The organism is Lysobacter ciconiae, assembly GCF_015209725.1.
Classification (GTDB): Bacteria; Pseudomonadota; Gammaproteobacteria; order Xanthomonadales; family Xanthomonadaceae; genus Novilysobacter; species Novilysobacter ciconiae.
On the sequence record NZ_CP063656.1, the window covers coordinates 2,846,989 to 2,868,282 of the forward strand.

Genomic DNA, 21,294 nt, shown 5'->3' on the forward strand with positions numbered 1-21,294 from the left:
AGCCAAGTGGAAAGGAGCACTCAAATGCCGAGCAAGAGCAGCGACAACCAGAACCAGAGCAGGAGTGGTGGCAACGACACCAGCAACCGCGGCTTCGCTTCCATGGATCCGGACAAGCAGCGCGAGATTGCCAGCGAAGGCGGACGTGCCGCCCATCAGAGCGGTCACGCCCACGAATTCGACAGCGAGGAAGCGCGCGAAGCCGGCCGCAAGGGTGGGCAGGCCAGCCACTCCGGCGGCGGCAGCAGCCGCAGCACCAGCGGCAGCAGCGGCAGCCAGAGCGGCAACGGCAACCAGGGAGGCCGTAACCAGAGCAGCGAGCACATGGCCGATATCGGCCGAAAGGGCGGTGAACACAGCCACGGAGGTGGCGGTGGCGGCAGCAGCCGCAATCGTTAACAGGACCGGCCGGCCTCCGACGGAGCGGAGGCCGGCATCACTGCACGAGCATCCGGGCGACTGTGCCGGTGCGTCCGTCGTTCCATTGCGGGCCCCACCGCGAGAGGAGGGGAAGATGTTCATTCACAGCCAGGGCGAACAGGGGCTGGCACGCATCCTGGGCGCGGAAGCGAAGGTGTTTTTCGGGGATGTGCCGTGGTCCCACGTGGCCTCGATCCTGGAGGCGAACTGGGAGCGCAGCCACACCGAGATCGCCTGGGCGGACGTGGCCTCGCTGGTCTACAAAGCCTGGCGCTCGGCGTCCTCCTCGAGCACGACCATCCAATAGATAGCGCGTCAGAAGGCGCCTATGCGCACGTGCAAACGCGACGCTCAGCGCACCTCAGCGCTGCGCCGGGGGAAACCACCAGGGGTCATCGACACCCGCATTCACCAGCACCGCCTGCGAGCGCACGAAGCGCCGGATAGAGGCGCTGCCCATGCGTGAGCCGCCCAGCCCGGACTGCTTGAAACTCTGCTTCTCGGCCGTGTGGATCATGCCGGTCAGGCAGGCGTCGTTGATGCTGACGCCGCCGGCGTGCAGGCGCGCGCCCACGCGCACGGCGTGCTCGGTATCGCCGCTGAAGACCGCCGCGGACAGGCCGAATATCGAATCGTTGGCGCGCGCGATCGCTTCCTCCTCGTTGGCCACGACCATGACCGGCAGGATCGTGGCGAAACTCTCCTCGCTGGCGATGGCCATGCTTTCATCCACATCGACGAGCACGGTCGGCGGGCACCAGGTCCCACCGTGTTCGACCAGTTCGCCGCCGGCCAGGGCGCGCGCGCCGCGGGCCTTCGCATCGGCCAGCTGCTCACGGACGATGGCGATCTGCGCATCGGAAATGATCGGTCCGATCTGGCCTTCGCGCGGGTCGGGATGGGTCAGTTTCAGCGCGTTTGCCTGCTCGACCAGCGCGGCAATGAACGGCTCGGCGATCTTGGCGTCGACGTAGACACGCTCGATCGACATGCAGCTCTGGCCGCCGTTGACGAAGCCGCCCCACGCAATGGCGCGCGCGCTGCGGACCGGATCGGCGTCGGCCAGCACGAGCGCGGGATCCTTGCCGCCGAGCTCGAGCGAGCAGGGAATGAAGCGCGCCGCGCAGGCCTCGCCGACACGGCGACCGGTGCGCACGCTGCCGGTAAAGCAGATGGTGTCTACCGCGCCGATCACCGCCTCGCCGGTGCGCCCGTCGCCGGTGACGACGGCGAACACCGGCTGCAGCGCCGGCACCTGCGCCATCACCTGATCGAGCACGCTGGCGAAGCGCGAGGTCACCTCGCTGGGCTTGCACAGCACCGCGCAACCCGCGGCGAGCGCGGGTATGGCATCGATCAGGCTCAGCAGCAGCGGGAAGTTCCACGGACTGATCACGCCAACCAGTGGGTAGGGCACGAGGTTCTGCCGGCTGTGCAGGAAGCCGATGCTGCTGGTCGCCGGCTCGGGTGCCTGCAGCAACGCGGGCGCGTCGGCGGCCCAGCGGCGCAGCGCGCCCACGGTGCTGTCGACCTCGATCAGCGACTCGTTCCAGCGTCCGGTGTCGCGCAGCAACGCCTCGGCCATCGGCTCGCGATGGCGCTCCAGCGCATCGGCCAGGGCGAGCAGCGCCTGGCAGCGCTCGCCGACATCGCGCGCGGCCCAGTCGCTCTGCGCCGCGCGCAGGCCCTGGGCGATCCGGTCGACTTCGGCCTTGGGCACGACGACCAGCTGCCCGTCGCACTGGCCGGTGCTGGGGTCGCGCGTGGGAATGGTCTGCACCTCGGTGGCGGCGGCAGCGGAGGCGGAATCAGTCATTGCCAAGTATTCCTGCAGTCTTGAGTGCGTCGATGGTGGCGCGCTGACGCTGGCCTAACTCGGCGCGCTCGGGAATGCGCAGCTCGCCGCCGGGCATCAGCGCGTTGGGCTGCATCGGCGCGGACGCCAGGCCCTGCGCGATCGCGTCCTGCGGCAGGCGCGAGAGGATGTGCCCCATCCCCGGGCGCTCGCGACGACGGCGCAGCGCGGCGATGTCGATCTCGGCAAAGGCAACCATCGACTCGCCGTCGCCGGCTTCCACCAGCACCCTGCCCTGGTCGTCGACGATCTTGGACATGCCGTCGGTGCTCTGCGCCGGGATGTCCACATCGACGATGCCGGCGGTGTTGGCCGAGACCACGTAGGCCATGTTCTCGAACGCGCGGGCGCGCTTGGCGATGTCCTTGGGGGTCAGCGCCGGGCTGCCCACTTCACTGGTCGAGTGCAGCAATACCTCGGCGCCGCGCAGGGCGAGCGAGCGGGCAATCTCCGGATACAGGATCTCCTCGGAGGCCACGCAGGCCAGCCGGCCCAGCGGGGTGTGCGCGACCGGGAACACGCCCTCGATACCGTAGATGTCCAGGTACCTGTCCCAGACGTCGTACGGCGTGGGCGCGAACAGCGACACCATGCGCCGGTAGCGCAGCACGGTGTTGCCGGCGTCGTCGAACAGCACGCTGGCCTGGAAATACAGGCCGGGGAAATTGGGGTCGGTCTCGTAGGCGTTGCTGGCCAGGTAGACCCTGTTGTCCTGGGCGACCTTGGCCAGCGCGTCGTACTCGGGGCCGTCCATGGCGAAGGCGGCCTTGTCCGCCCAGCCCGGGATGGTGTCGCCCAGCGGGTAGCCGGTGGCGAAGTATTCGGGCAGCACGACCAGACGCAGGTCCTGGCCGATGAAGGCCTTGCTGCCGCGCACCTGGCGATCGATGCGGGCGATGTTGTCGGCGATCTTGCTGCGCGCGGCGGCCACGTCGGGGGCGGCGTTGACGGCGCGGCAGGTCGTCTGCAGCGCCAGGGCGCGGTAAACCTCGGTCATGTATTCGGTCCTGTGGATGCGATGGGGCTCACTGGAAGTCGGGTTGGCGCTTGGCCAGGAACGCGGCCGCGCCCTCGGCGAAATCGGCGCTGGCGAAGGCGTCGTTGAATGCGGCGGTGGCGGCGGCGTGGCCGGCCTCGGCGTCGCCGCCCAGGTACGCGAGCACCTGCTTGATGCCGGCGCGTGCGCTCGCCGAGCCGGAGGCCAGCTCCGCCAGCAGCGTGGCCAGCGCGGCATCCACGCCGTCATCGCCGGCGATACGGTTCAGCAGGCCCCACTCCAGGGCGGTGGCGGCAAACAGCAGGCGTCCGGTCAGCAGCATCTCGCGCGCCCGTGCCAGGCCCACGGTATTGACCAGCCGGCGGCTGTCCTCGGGGCTGTAGACCAGGCCGAGCTTGGCCGGGGAAAGTCCGAAGCGGCTGCGGGTGCTGCCGAGGCGGAAATCGCAGGCCAGTGCCAGCCCCAGCCCACCGCCAACGCAGACACCGTCGATCACGGCAATGGTGGTCAAGGGCGAGCGCTGCAGGGCGAGCTGGGTGCGCTGGACCTGGGCGTTGCTGGCGGCGAAACCGGAGGGCGTGGCCAGCAGTTCGGCCAGCTCATCGATATCGGCCCCCGCACTGAACGCGCCCGGCGCACCTTCCAGCACCAGGACCCGGGCGTCGCTCGCATGGATCTCGGCGAGGCAGCGCTCGATGGCCGCCCAATGTACGCTTGCCAAGGCATTGCGCTTCGCGGGGCGGTCGATCCGCAGGCGGGCGACCTTGTCGTCCAGCTGCCAACCGACCACGTCATTGCTCGCTTGCATACCGTTCCTTTTGCAGCGCACTTATGATCTATAGTTATAGCATTAAGGCAAGGATGGAAGCGCGCGATGACCGGTCAGATAGTTCACTCGTTGCAGTCCCCCGATCTCAGGCAACTGCTGCGCCCTGACCTGCCGCTGCCGCTGTACCACCAGATCTTCAACATCCTGCGTGAGCGCGTGCTGGCCGGCGACCCGCCCCATGGAGCGCAGCTGCCGACCGAATTCGGCCTTGCCGAGACCTTTGGCGTCTCGCGCATCACGGCCAAGCGTGCGCTGGACGAATTGGCCAACGCCGGACTGGTGGAGCGCCAGCGCGGTCGCGGCACCCACGTCATCCATCGCGCCAGTCCCAAGCCCGTACGCGGGCCGCTGATCGGCCTGCTGGAGAACCTGCATATCCTGGGCGAGGAAACCCAGGCGACGGTGGTCGAGTTCGGCCGTGTCGCCCCGCCGCCGCGGGTGCGGGAGCTGTTCGGGATTGAGCCTGGCGAGCCGCTGGCGCGCGCGGTGCGGGTGCGCAGCCGGGCCGGCACGCCCTTCGGTCACTACACCAGCTGGACGCTCACCGGCCACGGCGAATTCAACGAGCACAACCTGGCGACGACCTCGCGACTGAAGCTGTTCGAACGCATCGGCATCCGGATCAGGCAGGTGCAGCAGACCCTGTCGGCAGTCAACGCCGACGCGGTGGTCGCGATGCATCTGGGCATGGATCCTGGCAGCGCCCTGCTGGCGCTGGAGCGCCACTCCTTTGACGAGTCCGGCCGTCTGGTCGACCTGCTCAGCATCCTCTATCGCCCCGATCAGTTCAGCTACCAGATGACGCTGGACCTGGATGAGCCGTCCGGCGCGCGCTGACAAGCGATCCGCCCGCCCACAGACTTTCCTTTTCCCGGCGAAACGCTGTGCCGATCCGGCGCCCGCGCAACGCTGGCGGGACGGCCGTTGCAAATTGTCCGGACATTCATTGACCCGCTGCGCCTATTGATATATCGATAGGTCCAATCGAGCGGTTCAACGTCAATGAGTGTGGAGGTGGTGGTGAGCGAACGACTTTATCGGTGCGCGCTGGCAGTGGCAGTCACCGCGGCTTTGGGCAGCATGCCCGTCCACGCCCAGCAGGCGACGGCGGCAGATGCCGGCAGCCAGGCGGTCCAGCTGGACAGCGTCAGCGTCACCGCGCAGCGCCGCGAGGAACAGGTCCAGGACACGCCGGTGGTGATCACCGTGCTCAACGCCGAGGAGCTCAAGCGCAAGCAGGTCTCCCGGGTCGATGACCTGAAGTTCCACGTGCCCAACATCACCATCGACCAGAACACCTCGACCAGCTCGGGCGCGAAGATCTTCCTGCGCGGCGTGGGCCAGGACGAATCCATGTTCACCGCCGACCCGGCGGTGGCGATCTACATCGACGATGTCTACATCCCGCGCCAGAACGGATCCATGTTCGACCTCTACGACGTGGAGCGCATCGAGGTTCTGCGTGGTCCCCAAGGCACCCTGTACGGCCGCAACGCCACCGGCGGCGCGATCCGTTACATCACCCGCAAGCCCAAGGGCGACGAGCGGCTCGAGGTCGACGCCACGGTCGGCAACTACGGCCGCGCCGACATGCGGGTCATGTACAACACCCGCCTGGGCGAGACGCTCGACTTCTCCGCCGCGGCCCTGACCCGCAACCGTGACGGCTTCATCCACGAGCAGGTCAGCGGCAAGGACGTCAACGACAACAAGGTCAACGCCGCGCGCATCGGCTTCTCGATGCCGGTGGCGGAGAACTCCTACGCCTCCCTCAACATCGACCGCCTGCGCGAGCGTTCCACTCCCAGCTACGCGGTGCCGGTCGCCATGGTGGATGGCAGGACCGTGCCGCGCCTGGAAAGCCTGTACACCACCCGCAGCGACCTGGTCGGCGGCATCAACGATCTGGACCAGTTCGGCGCGGCGTTCACCTTCGAGACCTACTTCGACAACGTCCTGTGGCGCCATATCGCCCACTACCGCAGCATGGACAACCAGATCTACGTCGACGTGGACGGCACCGACCGCCTGCTCTACCACCTGATGCAGGACCAGGAGCAGAGCCAGCGGGGCTATGAAACCCAGCTGGTCTCGATCGGCGACGGTCCACTGACCTGGGTCGCCGGCGTGTTCGCCTTCCGCGAGAAGAACGACCAGCCGACCCGCAACGACATCTTCGGCATCGGCGGCGTCTACGACATCGCCCAGGACACCACCGCGCTGGCGGCCTACGCCCAGGCGACCTACGCGGTGAACGATCGTTTCAACCTCACCGCCGGTGGCCGCTTCAGCCACGAGAAAAAGGACCTGTCGGTGCTGGGCCGCAATCCCGCCGGCGATGAGACCTTCCAGGTCAACCGCCGCGGCCGCTGGTCCAAGCCGGACTGGAAGGTGATGGCCGATTACGAACTCACCGACAACGTGATGGGCTTCCTCACCGTGTCGACCGGCTTCAAGAGCGGCGGTTTCAACGGACGCGGCACGACACCGGCAACGATCACCCCGTTTGACGAGGAGACCGTGCGCTCCTACGAGGCCGGCATCAAGAGCACGCTGTGGGACAACCGCGTGCGCCTGAACGCGACCTACTACCGCAACGACTACGGCGGCCTGCAGCTGTCGGCGATCGACCCCAACGGCGTGTACGTCACCACCAACGCCACCGGCGCGCTGATCCAGGGCATCGAACTGGAGGCCCAGGCCCAACTGACCAAAAACTGGAACCTGAGCGCGAGCATCGGCACGATCGACGCCGAGTACCGCGACTACGCGGAGATCAACAAGGACAAATTCGAGGGCCGCGACCTGAAGCAGGCGCCGGAGATGCAGTGGCAGATCGGCACCACCTACGTGCAGCCGCTGGCCGCCGCGCAACTGGTGTTCAACGCCCAGGTCGCGCGCACCGACATGTTCTATCAGAACCAGGACCTGTCGGAGCTGATCAAGACCCCGGCCAACACCCAGGCGAGCGCAAGGATCGGCTATGAACCCACCGACGCGAACTGGTCGGTCGCCGTGTGGGGTCGCAACCTCACCAACACCCGGGTGTCCGCCGGTGGCTTTGATATTCCCGGGCTGGGCGTTGGCGTGATCTACCCGACCCTGCCGCGCACCTACGGCATCGATTTCAACTACAAGTTCTGGTAACCGGCGCCCGATCCGCACCAAGAGGCCTGCACTGCAGGCCTTTTTGGTATATAGATATAACATTAGGACTTGAATAGCGGAGTGGACACGCGTGGCAGCAACTTTGGCCGAAAAGATCATCGCCCACGCCTGTCAGCGCGACAGCGTGAGCCCCGGGCAGATCGTCACCGCGTCGCTGGATCTGCTGATGATGCATGACTCCGGCGGCCCCCGGCGGGTCGCCTCGCGGCTGGAACAGCTCGGCGCGAAGGTGTGGGATCCCGACAGGGTGGTGGTCGTCAGTGACCACTTCGTCCCTGCCACCGATCTGGAAAGCGCGGAGATCCTCGCCCTGACCCGGCGCTGGACGCAGCAAGCCGGGGTGCGCCACTACGACATGCTCGGCATCTGCCACGTGGTGCTGCAGGAAGGCGGCCACGTGCAGCCGGGAATGTTCTGCGTCGGCGGCGACTCGCACTCGCCCAGCGGCGGGGCGTATGGCGCGTTCATGATCGGCGTGGGCGCGACCGACATCACCGGTGCGCTGGTGACCGGCGAGCTGTGGCTGAAGGTGCCGCAGACGGTACGCGTGAACTGGGACGGTGCGCTGGCCGACGGCGTCAGCGCCAAGGACATCATGCTGTACCTGTGCGCCACGCTGGGCATGGGCAACGAGAACCAGGCCTTCGAGTACGACGGCCCGGCGGTCCGCGCGATGTCGATGTCCGAGCGGATGGTGTTGTGCAACATGTCGGCCGAACTGGGCGCGGAAACCGGCATGGTTTCCGCCGACGAGAAAACGCTGGCGGCGCTGGTCGAAGCCGGCCGGCCGTTCACGGGCGACATCGCGCGCTGGCAAAGCGATTCCGAGGCTGCGTGCCTCGCCGAACACCACTACGACGCCGGCACGCTGGCACCGCAGATCGCCGCGCCGCACAGTCCCGCCAACAGCCGCGCGGTGACCGAGTACGAGCCGATCCACATCGACCAGGGCTACATCGGCGCCTGCACCGGCGCCAAGCTGTCCGACCTGCACATGGCCGCCAAGGTCCTCAAAGGCCGCAAGATCGCCAGCAACACCCGGCTGCTGATCGCCCCGGCGTCGGTGGCGATGACGCGCCAGGCGGCCGCCGACGGCACCTTGGAGATCCTGACCGAAGCCGGCGCGATCATGCTGCCGACGGGCTGCGGCGCGTGCGCGGGCATGGGTGCCGGCATGTACTCGGCCGGGGAAGTCGGACTGTCCACCACCGCGCGCAACTTCAAGGGCCGCATGGGCTCGGCGCAGGCGCAGGTCTACCTGGGTTCGCCCTACAGCGTGGCGGCCGGCGCGGTGAAGGGCTACCTCTGCGACCCGCGCGAACTGCTGGCGGAACCGGCGTGATGGCCGCAGATGCGAAAACCCCGCCCCACGGAGCACGCCATGACCGCTGACACCACGCCCGACAAGCCCGTCGACATGCGGACCACCGACCTCCCTCCCGCCGCGGCCAGCGCGCTGAGCCGGCGTGGCCGCGCGTTCGTGTTCGGCGACAACATCGACACCGACCTGCTCGCCCCGGGCCCGTATATGCGCGAGTCGCCCGACGTGCTGGCCAGCCACTGCCTGGAAGCGATCGACCCGGACTTTGCCAGTGACGTGCAGCGCGGCGACATCGTGGTGGGCGGCAAGTCCTTCGGCATCGGTTCCTCGCGCGAGCAGGCGGTGCAATCGCTGGTGGTGCTGGGCGTCGGCGCGATCGTCGCCACCTCGTTTGCGCGGATCTTCTACCGCAACGCGCTGAATTTCGGCCTGCCCGCCCTCACCTGCCCCGACCTTCAGGCCGAGCGCGGTGACGATGTGGAAGTGCGGCCGCAGGAAGGCCTGGTGATCAACCACACCACCGGCAAGCAGTACCAGTGCGAGAGCATTCCGCCCGAGCTGATGGAGATCGTCAATGTCGGGGGCCTGATGCCGTGGCTGGCGCGGAAACTGGCCCCCGATGCGAAGGCGGCCGCCGCCGGTGGCGATGCGTCCCCCGGTGATCCGGGTTGAGCGCGGTTGACCCGTCCGCGCTGAAGCTCCGTGGCGACGGCATCCTCCACGTAACGCTGATTGCGCCGGATCTTGATGCCGCGTGCACAGCCTACGGCGACCAACTGGGGCTGACCGTTGCCGCTCTGCAGTCGCTCGAAAGTGAGCTTGCGGCGGTGCTCGGACTGGTCGATCTTGCCGGTGCGCCCGTGGCCTGGCTCGCAAACCCGGCCGGCGAAGCCGTCCTGCGACTGGTGGAAGACCCGCAGGCGCGCCAGCTGGAACCGATGTTCCGACACGGCTGGCTGTCGCTGGAGGTCCTCGTCGCCGACGTCGATGCGTTGGTGGCCGACCTGCGCCCGCCCTTCCGCATGCTGCGCCCGCCGGCCGACCTGGAACTGAGCCCGGCGATCCGCGCCAGCCAGGTCTTGGGGCCGTGTGGGGAAATGCTCTACCTGACCAGCATCAAGGCGCCGGTACCACCGTTTGACCTGCCGATGAGCGATGAGCGGATCTCACACACCTTCATCGGCGTGATGTCCACGCCCGACCGCGACGCCTCGCAGGCCGCGTGGGCGGCGCTGGCCCGCCACCCCGGGTGGGCATTCGAGACCAGGATCACCGTGCTCAACGACGCCTTCGGGCGGGATCTCGGCGACCGCTACCCCGTTGCGGTGGTCGCGCTGCCCGGGCAGTGCATGGTGGAGATCGACGAGGTGAAACTGCCTGACGATTCCGGCCTGGAGGAGGCGCGCGAAGCCGCGACAGGTTCCGACGAGCCCTCCGTTGATCCAATGGATGCGGAGCGCCGGTTTGCCGGCCAGCACAGCATCGCCCTGCGACTGGCGGCACTTCCCGTAGGCCTTGCCTCGGCCGGCTGGAACTTGATCGGCGATGTCCAACTCGGCGCTGCGCGCCATGTAGGACTGGTCGGTCCGGCAGGCGAGCACGTGCAGTTGATTCTGGACTGCTGACGCGCCGCAGCGGATCGCCACACTCCAGCTACACGGGTCAGCCGGGCCTTTTGCTCACCAGCATCGCCAGAAACGGGGTGGCGATCGCAACGCCGACCCCAACCCCCAGACCGACGTTGTGAAAAACGGCGCCAATCACGACACCGATCCCGCCCCCCAGAGAAAGCGCGAGCGCCAGCGCCTGCGGATGACTCAGCTTTGTCTTGCTTTGCATATCCCACCTCTCCCTGTGGCGTCAGACACGAATATCCACGGCTTGGACGGATGGTGCAAACACGGACGGTGCGCCGCAAAAGGAGCGATCAGTCATTCTTGCCTGAGAACTTCCCGGCCGCCGAAAGACCAACCACACCGGCACTGTCCAAAGCCGCCAACTCGACAGCATCCAGCCCGAGCAGCTCACCCAGGACCGCGCCGGTGTGCTCGCCCAGTCCGGGAGCGGCGTGGCCATAGGCGATCGGTGTGGACGAAAACCGCACCGGGTTGGCGACGCCCGGTACATGGCCGGCGGTGGGATGCGGCAGTTCGATGCGCATGCCGCGCGCCTGCACCTGCGGGTCGTCGAAGACCTGGTCGATGCGATTCACCGGCGCGCATGGCACGGTGGCGCGCTCCAACTCGGCCAGCCAATGCGCGCTCGGTTGCGCCGCCAGACGTTGCTCCAGATACGGCACCAAGCGGTCGCGGTTGGCGACGCGGGCGGCGTTGGTGGCGTAGCGCGGATCGGTCACCAGTTCCGGATCACCGAGGACCTCGCAGAAGCGCGCGAACTGGCCGTCATTGCCGACGGCGAGCATGAAGTAGCCGTCCGCGGTCGGCATCACCTGGTAGGGGACGATGTTGGGGTGGGCGCTGCCTTGGCGCTGCGGCACCTCGCCGCCGACCAGGTAGTTGGACGCCTGGTTGGCCAGCCATGCGACCTGCGTATCGAGCAGGGCCAGGTCGATGTGCTGGCCTTCGCCGTGGCGCTCGGCGTGGCGCAACGCGGCCAGGATCGCCGACACGGCGTACATGCCGGTCATCAGGTCGGTCGCGGCGACGCCGACTTTCTGCGGCACGCCGCCGGGCGAACCTTCAGGCTCGCCGGTGATACTCATCAGGCCGCCGATCGCCTGGATCGCGGCGTCGTAGCCGGCGCGCTTGGCATACGGACCGGTCTGGCCGAAACCGGTGATCGAGCAGTACACCACCTTGGGATTGATTGCCTTGAGGCTGGCGTAGTCGAGCCCGTACTTGGCCAGTCCGCCGACCTTGTAGTTCTCCACCAGGATGTCGCAATGCCGGGCCATCTCGCGGATCAGGCGCTGGCCTTCCTGGCCGGTGAAGTCGATCGCCACCGAGCGCTTGCCGCGGTTGGCGCACAGGTAATAAGCCGACTCCGCGGTGGGCTGCCCATTGGCGTCGTGCAGCCACGGCGGCCCCCAGCCACGGGTGTCGTCGCCGCCTTCGGGGCGTTCGACCTTGATCACATCGGCGCCGAAATCGGCCAGCACCTGGGTCGCCCAAGGGCCGGCAAGGATGCGGGAGAGGTCGAGGACGCGCACGCCATCCAGGGGTTTCATCGCGGCCACCAGTCGTTGCAGGCTTGGGGGAGCGAGGGTTGCCAGCCGATGGCCTGCTGGAACGCTTCGGCCAGTGCGATCAGGGACCACTCGTCGCCAATGTCGCCGACCAGCTGCAGGCCCAACGGCAGTTCGCCCGCGCCCACCGACAGCGGCACCGACAGCGCGGGGTTGCCGGCGAAGTTGGCGTAGCCGGTGAGGTCGGCCTGGTTGGCTGGCGTGTCGGTATCGAAGCTGAAAGCGCGCTGCGGCGTGGTCGGCATCACCAGCACGTCGCACTTCGCCAGCCACTGCTGCAGCTGCACCTGGGCCCGGTCGAGCACGCGGATTGCGTCGACCAGATCACTGGCCGACTTGCGCTCGGCGTAGGCCATCAACTTCTGTAGCAGCGGCGAGAACCGCTCGCGTTGCTGCTCCCAATCGTCGGCGTGCTCGATCAGCATTTCCGCCTCGCACACCAGCAGGCCGGCACGGCGCGAATGGCCGGGCGAGACGTCGGGCGCAGGCAGGTCCACCCGCTGGTGGCCCAGACCGAGCAGCGTCTGCAGTCCGCCCTCGAAAGCCTCGGCAATGCCGGGATCCCACTCCACGGTGTCGCCGAAATCCACCACCCCCAGCCGCAGCGGACCGGCCGCCGCGGGCGCAAAGTGGATCGCGCGCGACTGTGCACTGGCCGGATCGAAGCCGGCCAGCACCGGCAGCAGCAAATGCAGGTCGCGCGCCGAACGCGCCAGCGGCCCGATGTGGTCGAGCCGATGGCTGAGCGCCACCGTGCCGCGTGTGCTGATCGCGCCCCGGCTGGGTTTGAGACCGACCACGCCGCAGTAGCTGGCCGGGATGCGCACCGAGCCCATGCTGTCGGTTCCGAGCGCCGCGCTGCACAGCCCGGCCGCGACCGCCGCGCCGCTGCCGCCGCTGGAACCGCCCGGGGTGAAGCCGGGACGGTGCGGGTTGTGGCAGGCGCCGAAGTGCGGGTTGTTGTTGTCCGCACCCAGTGCCGCCTCGTGCATGTTGAGCTTGCCAACGATGACCGTGCCGGCCTCGCGCAGGCGCGCTACGGCCGGACTGTCGGCGTCGGCCGGGGCGTTGTCGCGGCGGGTCGCCATGCCGGCGGTGGTAATCAACCCGGCCGCGTCGATGTTGTCCTTGATCGCCACCGGCACGCCTTCCAGTGCGCGCGCTGTGCCGGCCCTGCGGCGCGCATCGGACGCGTCCGCGGCGCGACGGGCGCTCTCCGCGTCCACCGCCAGGTAGCTGTTGAGCACGGGCTGGCTGGCATCGATCGCCGCCAGCTGCTGCTCCAGCAGGTCGCGGCAGCTGAGCTCGCCGCGCTCCAGCCGGGCCAGCTGCGATGTCATGTCCTCGCCCAGCAGGGCGGCGTCGATGCGGCTCATGGCGTCGGACTCTTACTCGAAGCGCTTGTCGATCAGGCGGATGGGCTTCTGCCGCGTTTCCATGCCGGTCAGCGGCGCCAGCGCGCCCGGCTCGGCCAGCACGACGCTGACATCCACGCCCAGGCGCATGCGCAGCAGGGCGGCAAACGCGGCGGCGAGCTGGGCGTCGGTCGTCTCGCCCTTGACCTCGATGTGCACGGCCAGGTCGTCGCGGCCGGCGGCATCGCGGGTGGTCACGCAGATGAATTCACCGGCAAACCCGGCGTGTTCCTCGAGGATCGGCGCCATCGCCTGCGGGAACACGTTGATGCCGCGCACCTTGACCATGTTGTCGCTGCGGCCAAGGAAGCCCTCGATCCGGCGCAGGTTGATGCCCAGCGAGGACGGCGTGGTCAGCACCCGGGTCACGTCGTGGGTGTTGAAGCGGATGATCGGGTAGATGTCGTCCTTGTACAGGCAGGTCACGACCATGTCGCCGGTCTCGCCGTCGGCGACCGGCTTGCCGTCGTCCACGCCGAGGACCTCGACGTACTGGGCGTCCTCCATCAGGTACAGGCCGTCCTGGTCCGGACCCTGGCCGGCAATCGCGCCGGTGTCGCCCACGCCGTACCAGTCATACAGCTGCGCCCCACCCCAGGCCTTGGACAGCGACTCGCGCGACTCGCGGCCCAGGTGGCCGGAGATCATCCGGATCGGGATGTCCCTGCCCGGCTCCACGCCCTGCTCGCGGGCGACGTCGGCCAGCTTCTTGATGTAGTCGGCAAAGCCGACGATCACGGTCGCGCCCATGTCGCGCATCAGGTTGACCTGCTGCACCGAGCGCATCTCGATGCCGGTGCCGGCCGAGCAGAACAGCGCCTGGGTGAAGTGGTTCACGGCCTCGCGGATGTAGTGGCCGCCGTTGATCATGCCGTGGCCGTAGACCGAATGGACGACGTCGCCGGCCTGCATGCCCTGCCAGCGATACAGGCGCGCCAGCAGCAGGTTCTGCACCTCGCGGCTGTGCGGGCTGAACAGCAGCGGCTGCGGCCGGCCGGTGGTGCCACTGGTGGTGTGGAACACCAGCGGCGTGTCGCCGGCGGCGGTGCCGTCGCGCCAGCCGTGGAAATCGCCCAGCGGCGGCTTGGCTTCCACCGAGGCCATGATCTCGTGCTTGCCATAGACCGGCAGTTTGGTGATGTCGACCAGGCCGGTGATGTCGCCGGGCTCCAGGCCCGCATCGCCCCACAGGCGCCGATAGAACGGGATCTGCCAGGCGCGCGCGACGCAGCGCCGGAAGCGCGCGTCCTGCTCGGCGAACAGCTCGTCGCGGCTGATGCGGCTGAAGCGATCGGTGAAGGCCTGGTCCAGCGGGTACTCGGCCAGCAGTTTGTTGACGTCGAAGGATTCGAAATAGGTCGCGTGGGTGGTCATGGGGCCTCAACAATCAGTAGGTCGACCAGGCGACGCACATCATCGAGCGCCTCCAGCCGGTCGAGAACGGTGAGCAGGTCCGCGCGGCGCTTCGGATCGAAGGGCCGGGCCGCGTGGTCCAGGCAATGGTGGAATTTCTCGAGCTGCTTGGCGCGGTCCAGCGGGCGCTCGGGCGAGCCGAGTGCCGCATTGCGGTGGTTGTGCACCTCGCGCCCGTCGGTGGTGGTGACCACCAGACTCTGCGGCACCAGCGCGTTGGGGTCGTCGCAGTCGTTGGGCTCGACGTGCAGGCGCTCGGCAAACTGCGCGCGCACAGGGTCGGCGAGGGCTTCGCCCGAATACGCATCCAGCCCCACCCGACCCTCGATCAGCATCGTGCCGGTCAGGTAGGGCAGGCACAGGCGGGCGTAGCTGGTTTCCATGCCGGTCTTGTAGGGCCGCGACACCAGCCGGCGTACCAGCGGCGGCGCGCGCAGGACGATGCGCTCGACGTCGCCGATGCGCAGCCCCTCGCGCTCACCCAGCTCGCGCAGCATGTCCAGGCACGCATGCGCGGCGCCGCCGGTGGGGAACACCTTGTGGCTGACCTGCTCGATCTGCGCGTCGCCGGCGGCGAGCGCGGCCAGCGCCGGACGGGTGTCGAACGCGCCCTCGATCAGCGGCAGGTAGCCGAACGGCCCTTCCAGCCAGTCGTGCGGGGCCGGGAAGCCGTGGTTGGCGAGCGTCCAGGCGGTGATTGCCGCACGGGCGTTGAAGGCGATCTGCAGGGCCAGGGTCGGCGATCCTTCCACGTGCGCCTGCATCGTGCCCGACAGGTGACTGTAGGTGAGCCCGAGGGCGCGATGCAGGGTCGCCTCGTCGGCCTGGTGCAGGTGGGCGATGCCGGCGACCGCGCCCAGTGCCCCGCACATCGCCGGGCGGAAGAAACGCATCGGCGACCGCCCGCTGATGCCGATCAGGGTCGCCACGTCGACCGCGATGGCGACCGCGGCGATCAGGCGCTTGCCGTCCACGCCGCCGCGCTGCTCGGCCGCGGTCACCAAGCTGGAGAGCACCACCGCCATCGGATGCACGACCGCGGGCATGTGCACGCAGTCGAACTCCTGGTTGTGGATCTGGAAGCCGTTGACCATCGCCGCGCTGGACGCGTGCAGGCGTTCGCCGGTGACCCAGACGCGGGCGTCGTTGCCGCTGCCACTGCCCAGGGTCTGGGCGGCGTCGCGCACGGTCTGGTTGAGCGGCACCTGCGGGCCGGAGCCGGCGATGCCGACCGATACGCCATCCATGATGAAGGTCTTGACCGCGGCGACGGCTTTGGGCGAGAGGTCCCCATAGCGCAGGTCGGCCGCGTGGGCGACCAGCGCCTCGGTCAAGCGCGGCATCGCCGTAATCATGCGTCCAGCCCGGCCAGCGCGGCCTGCAGCGGTTGCAGCGATAGCGCCGTCGGCAACTCACGGACGGCATCGAACAGGCGGGTTGCAGCCGGTTTGGACACGCCGCCCCACGCGGCCAAGGCCAGCGCCTTGGACGCGATCGCGGCCTCGGGCATCGGGCATTCCGGGTCGCCCCAAGCATCCACGCGGGCCGCGTGCAGGCGCCGGCCGTCAGCCAGCGCCACGGTCACGGACGCTCCGTAGTGGTCCGGGAAGCGGGCGCTGGCCGCCTCGTCCTCGCTCACGATGACGCGCTCGCGCATGGCGGCCACGACCGGATCATCGATGGTCGCAGGCAGGTAATGCGCCAGCTCGGACCGTCCCAGGCAGGCAATCGCAGCAACGGCATGCTGCAGGCTGAATTTGGCTTCCAGCTCGGTGGTGGGCTCGGGCCGGTCGCAGAAGCGCAGCGCCTCGGCATAGGTGGTCACGTGGATGCTGACAAAAGCCTCCACCGGCAGCCCGCCCGCCTGGCGCAGGGCGTCGCGCATCGCGTCGATCGCCGGATGCGCGTGGCGGCAGGCCGGCCACGGTTTCAGGCTGGTGGTGTGGATGAGCCAGTCGGGCGCGTGGGCGAGCACCAGATCCGGTTGGGCGTCGGGCGCGGTGGCGGCAAACAGTCCCTGCTCGCCCTCGAGGATCCGGCGCGGGCCACGCAGACCGGCAGCGGCCAGTTGCGCCGCCAGCAAACCGCTGCGCGCGGCTTCGGCGTTGTGGATCGACTTGGTCGGGACGGGCTCGTGACGCATCTGCCACAGGCCGCCGGTGCGGCTGCCGGCGGTACCGAGCGTATCGGCCAGTGCATCGGCGTCCAGGCCAAGGATGGAAGCGGCGGCGGTCGCGGCGCCAAACGCACCGGCGGTCGAAGTCGGGTGCCAGTAGCGGTAATGCCCTCGCCCCAGCGCGCGGCCGATGCGGATGGTCGCCTCGTAGCCGCGCACCACCGCATCCAGGAATTGTTGCGGCGTGGCGTCGGCGCTTTCCGCCGCGGCCAGCGCGACCGGGATCACCACCGGACCGGCGTGCAGGATCGCGCCGCGGTGAACGTCATCCATCTCCAGCACGTTGCCCAGCGCCGCGTTGATCAGCAGGGCGGACATTGGGTCGCGTCGGCTGGCGCCGAGCGCGGTCGCGTCGCCGCCCGGCAGCGTGGCCACCAGCGCGGTCAGCTGATCCGCCAGCGGCGAGCGCAAGGCGCCCAGCGCGCAGCCGAGCCAGTCGGCCACCAGCGCGGCGGCACGCTGGCGCGCCGCGGCATCCACCGGGCGCAGCAGCTGCACGGCCAGGGCTTCGGTCAGGCTCGGGGCCCGCGCTGTCATGCCGCGTCTACCAAGTGACACCTCGTTGGATCGTGGACTCTCTGACTCAGGGTATCGGACTTTGTCCGGACATATCATATGATCAGCATTCCGCACATCGCAAACCGGTCTTCACCGGCAGCGTCGCCACCGTTTCCCGGACCGGAGTCCCCGTGCCTGCCCAGCTCGACGCCAGTTCCTTCCTCGATCATTTCCGCCCCGGCGCGGAGATCTACACGCCCGGCTGCGCTGGTCACTCGCTGCTGTTCGAGTCGTGGCTGCGGCAGGCGCCGGAGCGCTGCGACGGGGTCCGCTTCACCGGCGTGCACATCCCCACGGTCAACCGATTCGACTTTGCAAGCCTGCACCCGGGCGCGCGGCAACGCACCATCTTTCTCAGCGCCGAGCTGCGCGAGTCGTGGCTGGCCGGTCGGGTCGACTACCTGCCGATGAGCTACTCGGCCACCTGGCAGTGGCTGAGCCAAGAGGCGCAGTTGGACGTCGCCCTGGTGCAGGTCGCACCGCCCGATGACAACGGCCAGTGCTCGCTGGGCGTGGCTGCCGACTTCACCCCTGCGGCCTGGCCGCGGGCGGCGAAGGTGCTGGCCCACGTCAATCCGCGCATGCCGCGCACCCACGGGCCGTCGATCCCCTGGTCGCGCATCCACGCCGCCATCGAGCACGACGGGCCGCTGCTGGAAGCACCGGACCCCGCACCGGACCCGGCCATGGAAGCGGTGGCGGCGCAGGTCGCCACGCTGGTGCCGGACCGTGCCACCCTGCAACTGGGCCTGGGCCGCCTGCAGTCGGCGGTGCTGCGCGCATTGCGCGGACGGCGCGACCTGCGGATCCACTCCGGGATGGTGTCCGACGGTCTGCTGGGGTTGATCGACGATGGCGCGCTGGCGCCGGCGCCGGATGCGGTCGTCGCGGGCGTGGCCCTGGGCAGCCAGGCGCTGTATGACGCCGTCGCCGGGCGGGTGCAGTTCCGCGAGGTCGGCCACACCCACGACCACGGTGTGCTGCGAGCGATCGCGCGGCTGACGGCAATCAACAGCGCCTTGTCGGTGGACCTGCTGGGCCAGGTCAACGGCGATTGCCTGGGCGGTCGCCAACTCAGTGGCATCGGCGGCTTGCCGGACTTCCTGCGCGGCGCGCGACAGGCACCCGAGGGCCGCGGCATCATCGCCCTGCCCGCCGCCACGCCGAAAGGGCAGACGCGAATTGTGCCAATGTTGCCGGCTGGCCCGGTCAGCGTGGCGCGGATCGACGCCGATTGCGTGGTCACCGAGCACGGCGTTGCCGACTTGCGACACCTGGGCGTGCACGAGCGGGCGCGCGCCCTCATCGCGATCGCCGACCCGGTCCATCGCGAATCGCTGGAGCGGGACTGGCATGAAATCACCCAAAGGCTTTGACATGGCACATTTGAAAGGACTCCCGGCATGACCGCCAAGCAGCGCAGCAAACCCCGTTACGCCGAGTTGGGCGACCTGCTCCAGGCGGGCATCGAGCGTGGCGACTACCCGGTGGGCAGCCTGCTGCCGACAGAGCTGGAACTGTGCGAGCGCCACCAGGTCAGCCGCCACACCGCGCGCGCCGCCCTGTCCCAGTTGATCACCGCCGGGCTGGTCCAGCGCCGCCCGGGATCGGGCACCCGGGTGATCGCCCAGCGCGAGGCGATGCGCTACGAACACGGCATCGACAGCCTCGACCTGCTGATGCAGTACGGCAACACGACCCGACTGCAGGTGCTCGAGACCCGCTCGGAGAAAGCCGCCGGCGAGATGACCCGCGCGCTGGAGATCGCCACCGGCAAGCCCTACCTGGTCCTCAACGGCGTGCGCATGGAAGAGCCCAACCGCGAACCCATCGCGGTGACCGAGATGTTCGTGCCGGTGCGCGCGGGCACACCGAGCGCCGAGCTGCTCGAGCTGTCCAGCTCGGCGCGCACGGTCGCCGGCTTCCTGGATGCGGCGCGGCTGTCGCGGGTGGAGCAGGTATTCGATGCCGCATCCCTGACGCCGGCCGAGGCCAGCTTGCTGGGGGTGGAGAGCACCGAGCCGGCCATGCGCGTCCGCCGGCACTACCGTGACGCGGCCGGACGGCTGCTGATGCTGGCCATCAGCAAGCACCCACCCGGGCGCTTCGCCTACTCCATGGTGCTGTCGCGCAACCGACGCTGAGCCGCCGGCGCGTGCAGCCGCCCCGAATCAGCGCCGGTTTGCCGCTCAGCGCTTGAACAGCAGTTTCAGCACCGACGGCCGCAGCGCCATGCGCATCATTTGGCGGAACTCGGCCGGAGTCAGGCTGGTGGTGCACGGCAGCACGCCGGCCACGCCCTTCATCACCAGCAGGCCGTCCTCGCTGACCACGTCGTTGATGCGCACGTCCAGCTTCATCGCGGGGGTGACGACCTTCATGCCGGGACCTCCTTGGCGCTGATCTCGTTCGCGTGGGTTCCGCCGGCGTCCACCCAGTCTTCCAGCGCCACCAGGCCCTTGCCGGCGGCGCGCCCGGAGATCATCGCCTCGGTCAGGTAGGAACCGTTCTGGTAGAGGTCGGAGAACATCGAGCCCAGTTCGCCGGCCTCAAACAGGCGCGGGATCGGCTTGAGGTCGTGATCGAGCACCTCGGAGTGGATGTTGCGCCGCGCGCCACCGCCGGTGCAGACGATCACCGGATCGACCTTGATCGCGTAGAACGGGCCCTGCTCGATCGGGTACAGGGTGTCGGGGTTGCGCTCGAAGTCCGCGTCGCTCTTGCCCGCGCAGGCGGCGTTGTAACGGTCCACCGTCGCCCGCAGCTTGGCCGGGTCGCGGCCGATCTTCGCCGCCAACTCCTCGATCGTGTCGGCCTGTTCGATCCAGCCCTTTGCGATCTCCGCGCTGTTGTCGTCGCTCCACTGGTAGCCGGTGACCACCGGCGCCCAGGTCATCACTTCGACCACCAGCTTGTTGTACTGGCAGGTGACGGAATCAAAGATCATGTGCACCGGTCCGGCCCGGTGGTGCGGGGTGTCCACCCAATGCCCGTGCTTCTTCTCCTTGTAATGGGTCAGCTGCAGCTCGGCGGTCTCGTTGTAGAAGCGCTCGCTGAGCGCATCGACCTCGATCCAGCTGAAGCTCTGCCAGAAGAAGGTGCGCAGGAACGCGGTCTCGAAACCCGGCGGGCGGAAGCCCGGCCAGATCCCGCCGGACTGCCCCTGGTTGCGCAGGTGCCACAGGTCGGCGCCGGCCTTCTGCAGGATCTTGATGCCGTCGCCGGTGTTGTGTGGCGTGCCCAGCGGATGCGCCTCGGCAAGGCCGAAGTAGTTGCGCTGCATGTCCATGTTGGCCTCGAAGCCGCCCACGGCCATCACCACGCCGCGGTTGGCGCGGATCGCCTGACGCTGGCCGTTGACCTCGGCGATCACGCCGAAGACCTCCAGCGTGTCCGGATCCTGGATCAGGTCCCTGAGCGGGGTCTCGTAGGCGATCTGGATGCCCGGGCGCAGGCGCACGTTCTCGCGGAAGGCCAGGTACACGCCGCTGGGAATCGGCAGGATGGTCGCGGTGCAGTAGACCGCCTCGCGCGCACCGAACTCGGGAAACTCCAGCACCGCGTCGCGCTCGCTGAAACCGGTGCCGTGGATGTACTGGGCACCTGCCTGCTCGGCGCGCGCCTGGATCCACGGCTCCAGCGCCACCATCGCCTCCGACCACGGCACCAGCATGTCCTCGGGGATCGGGTTGGCCGCGCTCATCTTGCGCTGGTACTCGGCCAGCACCTCGGCATTCTTCGAAATCAGCAGCGACTGGCCGGCCACGCGGCTGTTGCCGCCGGTCTCGGCCTCGGGCGCCTTCTCGATGATCAGGATGCGCAGCTCGGGATTGAGGTCATAGGCCTCGATGGCGGCGCACATGCCTGCCAGGCCGGCGCCGGCGATGACGATGTCGTGGGTCTGGTCCCAGCGGGACACGGAAGAGAGACTGGCCAT

The 21,294-nt window shown here is 68.7% G+C and carries 20 protein-coding genes; 9 read left to right on the plus strand and 11 right to left on the minus strand.

Annotation, left to right across the window (positions count from 1 at the left end; all coding sequences use genetic code 11):
- Positions 1–24: 24 nt before the first annotated feature.
- On the plus strand, positions 25–399 hold the full coding sequence (locus tag INQ41_RS12835) for a KGG domain-containing protein (protein ID WP_193985053.1): 375 nt from the start codon (positions 25–27) through the stop codon (positions 397–399).
- A 115-nt stretch (positions 400–514) separates the two neighbouring features.
- A complete protein-coding gene (locus INQ41_RS12840) occupies positions 515–727 on the plus strand; it encodes a hypothetical protein (protein ID WP_193985055.1) in 213 nt (70 codons plus the stop codon).
- 54 nt (positions 728–781) lie between these two features.
- Here INQ41_RS12840 and INQ41_RS12845 read toward each other — a convergent pair whose 3' ends face one another.
- From INQ41_RS12845 to INQ41_RS12855, 3 genes are read right to left on the minus strand one after another with little or no spacing between them, the layout of a single operon-like run.
- On the minus strand, positions 782–2,236 hold the full coding sequence (locus INQ41_RS12845; protein WP_193985057.1) for an aldehyde dehydrogenase family protein: 1,455 nt from the start codon (positions 2,234–2,236) through the stop codon (positions 782–784).
- On the minus strand, positions 2,229–3,272 hold the full coding sequence (locus INQ41_RS12850; protein WP_193985058.1) for a nitrilase-related carbon-nitrogen hydrolase: 1,044 nt from the start codon (positions 3,270–3,272) through the stop codon (positions 2,229–2,231). Before INQ41_RS12850 ends, INQ41_RS12845 begins: the two co-directional genes overlap by 8 nt.
- Before the next feature lie 28 nt (positions 3,273–3,300).
- Positions 3,301–4,080: an enoyl-CoA hydratase/isomerase family protein gene (locus tag INQ41_RS12855; protein ID WP_193985060.1), complete on the minus strand. Its 780-nt coding sequence runs from the start codon at positions 4,078–4,080 to the stop codon at positions 3,301–3,303.
- 66 nt (positions 4,081–4,146) lie between these two features.
- On the opposite strand from INQ41_RS12855, the gene INQ41_RS12860 reads away from it, so the two are divergent.
- The 5 genes from INQ41_RS12860 (at position 4,147) to INQ41_RS12880 (ending at position 10,215) form a co-directional block, all read left to right on the plus strand.
- Positions 4,147–4,938 (plus strand): GntR family transcriptional regulator, encoded by a 792-nt coding sequence (locus INQ41_RS12860; protein ID WP_193985062.1) that lies wholly within the window; start codon positions 4,147–4,149, stop codon positions 4,936–4,938.
- A gap of 183 nt (positions 4,939–5,121) precedes the next feature.
- The gene (locus INQ41_RS12865) at positions 5,122–7,248 is read left to right on the plus strand and encodes a TonB-dependent receptor (protein ID WP_193985064.1); all 2,127 of its coding nucleotides are present in this window, start codon (positions 5,122–5,124) and stop codon (positions 7,246–7,248) included.
- Positions 7,249–7,339: 91 nt separating this feature from the next.
- A complete protein-coding gene (locus INQ41_RS12870) occupies positions 7,340–8,611 on the plus strand; it encodes a 3-isopropylmalate dehydratase large subunit (RefSeq protein ID WP_228076621.1) in 1,272 nt (423 codons plus the stop codon).
- A gap of 39 nt (positions 8,612–8,650) precedes the next feature.
- Entirely contained in the window at positions 8,651–9,262 is a 612-nt protein-coding gene (locus INQ41_RS12875; RefSeq protein ID WP_228076622.1) for a LeuD/DmdB family oxidoreductase small subunit, read from the plus strand.
- The gene (locus INQ41_RS12880; RefSeq protein WP_193985066.1) at positions 9,259–10,215 is read left to right on the plus strand and encodes a VOC family protein; all 957 of its coding nucleotides are present in this window, start codon (positions 9,259–9,261) and stop codon (positions 10,213–10,215) included. Before INQ41_RS12875 ends, INQ41_RS12880 begins: the two co-directional genes overlap by 4 nt.
- Before the next feature lie 37 nt (positions 10,216–10,252).
- On the opposite strand, the gene INQ41_RS12885 is transcribed toward INQ41_RS12880, so the two are convergent.
- From INQ41_RS12885 to INQ41_RS12910, 6 genes are all read right to left on the minus strand, one after another.
- A complete protein-coding gene (locus INQ41_RS12885; protein WP_193985068.1) occupies positions 10,253–10,429 on the minus strand; it encodes a hypothetical protein in 177 nt (58 codons plus the stop codon).
- A gap of 88 nt (positions 10,430–10,517) precedes the next feature.
- On the minus strand, positions 10,518–11,777 hold the full coding sequence (locus tag INQ41_RS12890) for a CaiB/BaiF CoA transferase family protein (RefSeq protein WP_193985069.1): 1,260 nt from the start codon (positions 11,775–11,777) through the stop codon (positions 10,518–10,520).
- On the minus strand, positions 11,774–13,171 hold the full coding sequence (locus tag INQ41_RS12895) for an amidase (RefSeq protein WP_193985071.1): 1,398 nt from the start codon (positions 13,169–13,171) through the stop codon (positions 11,774–11,776). Before INQ41_RS12895 ends, INQ41_RS12890 begins: the two co-directional genes overlap by 4 nt.
- A 12-nt stretch (positions 13,172–13,183) precedes the next feature.
- Positions 13,184–14,584 (minus strand): phenylacetate--CoA ligase family protein, encoded by a 1,401-nt coding sequence (locus INQ41_RS12900; RefSeq protein ID WP_193985073.1) that lies wholly within the window; start codon positions 14,582–14,584, stop codon positions 13,184–13,186.
- Positions 14,581–15,966, minus strand: a complete 1,386-nt coding sequence (locus tag INQ41_RS12905) for an MmgE/PrpD family protein (RefSeq protein ID WP_193985075.1) — start codon at positions 15,964–15,966, stop codon at positions 14,581–14,583. The genes INQ41_RS12900 and INQ41_RS12905 overlap by 4 nt, the downstream gene beginning before the upstream one ends.
- An 8-nt stretch (positions 15,967–15,974) precedes the next feature.
- Complete coding sequence (locus INQ41_RS12910; RefSeq protein ID WP_193985077.1) at positions 15,975–17,336, minus strand: MmgE/PrpD family protein; 1,362 nt, start codon at positions 17,334–17,336, stop codon at positions 15,975–15,977.
- Between the two features lie 152 nt (positions 17,337–17,488).
- Between INQ41_RS12910 and INQ41_RS12915 the strand changes: the two genes are divergently transcribed.
- A complete protein-coding gene (locus INQ41_RS12915; RefSeq protein WP_193985078.1) occupies positions 17,489–18,733 on the plus strand; it encodes an acetyl-CoA hydrolase/transferase family protein in 1,245 nt (414 codons plus the stop codon).
- 27 nt (positions 18,734–18,760) lie between these two features.
- A complete protein-coding gene (locus INQ41_RS12920) occupies positions 18,761–19,501 on the plus strand; it encodes a GntR family transcriptional regulator (protein WP_193985080.1) in 741 nt (246 codons plus the stop codon).
- Positions 19,502–19,546: 45 nt separating this feature from the next.
- Here INQ41_RS12920 and INQ41_RS12925 read toward each other — a convergent pair whose 3' ends face one another.
- On the minus strand, positions 19,547–19,738 hold the full coding sequence (locus tag INQ41_RS12925) for a hypothetical protein (protein ID WP_043959441.1): 192 nt from the start codon (positions 19,736–19,738) through the stop codon (positions 19,547–19,549).
- Positions 19,735–21,294 carry an FAD-dependent oxidoreductase gene (locus tag INQ41_RS12930; protein WP_193985082.1) on the minus strand — a complete coding sequence of 520 codons (1,560 nt, stop codon included), beginning with the start codon at positions 21,292–21,294 and terminating at the stop codon, positions 19,735–19,737. Before INQ41_RS12930 ends, INQ41_RS12925 begins: the two co-directional genes overlap by 4 nt.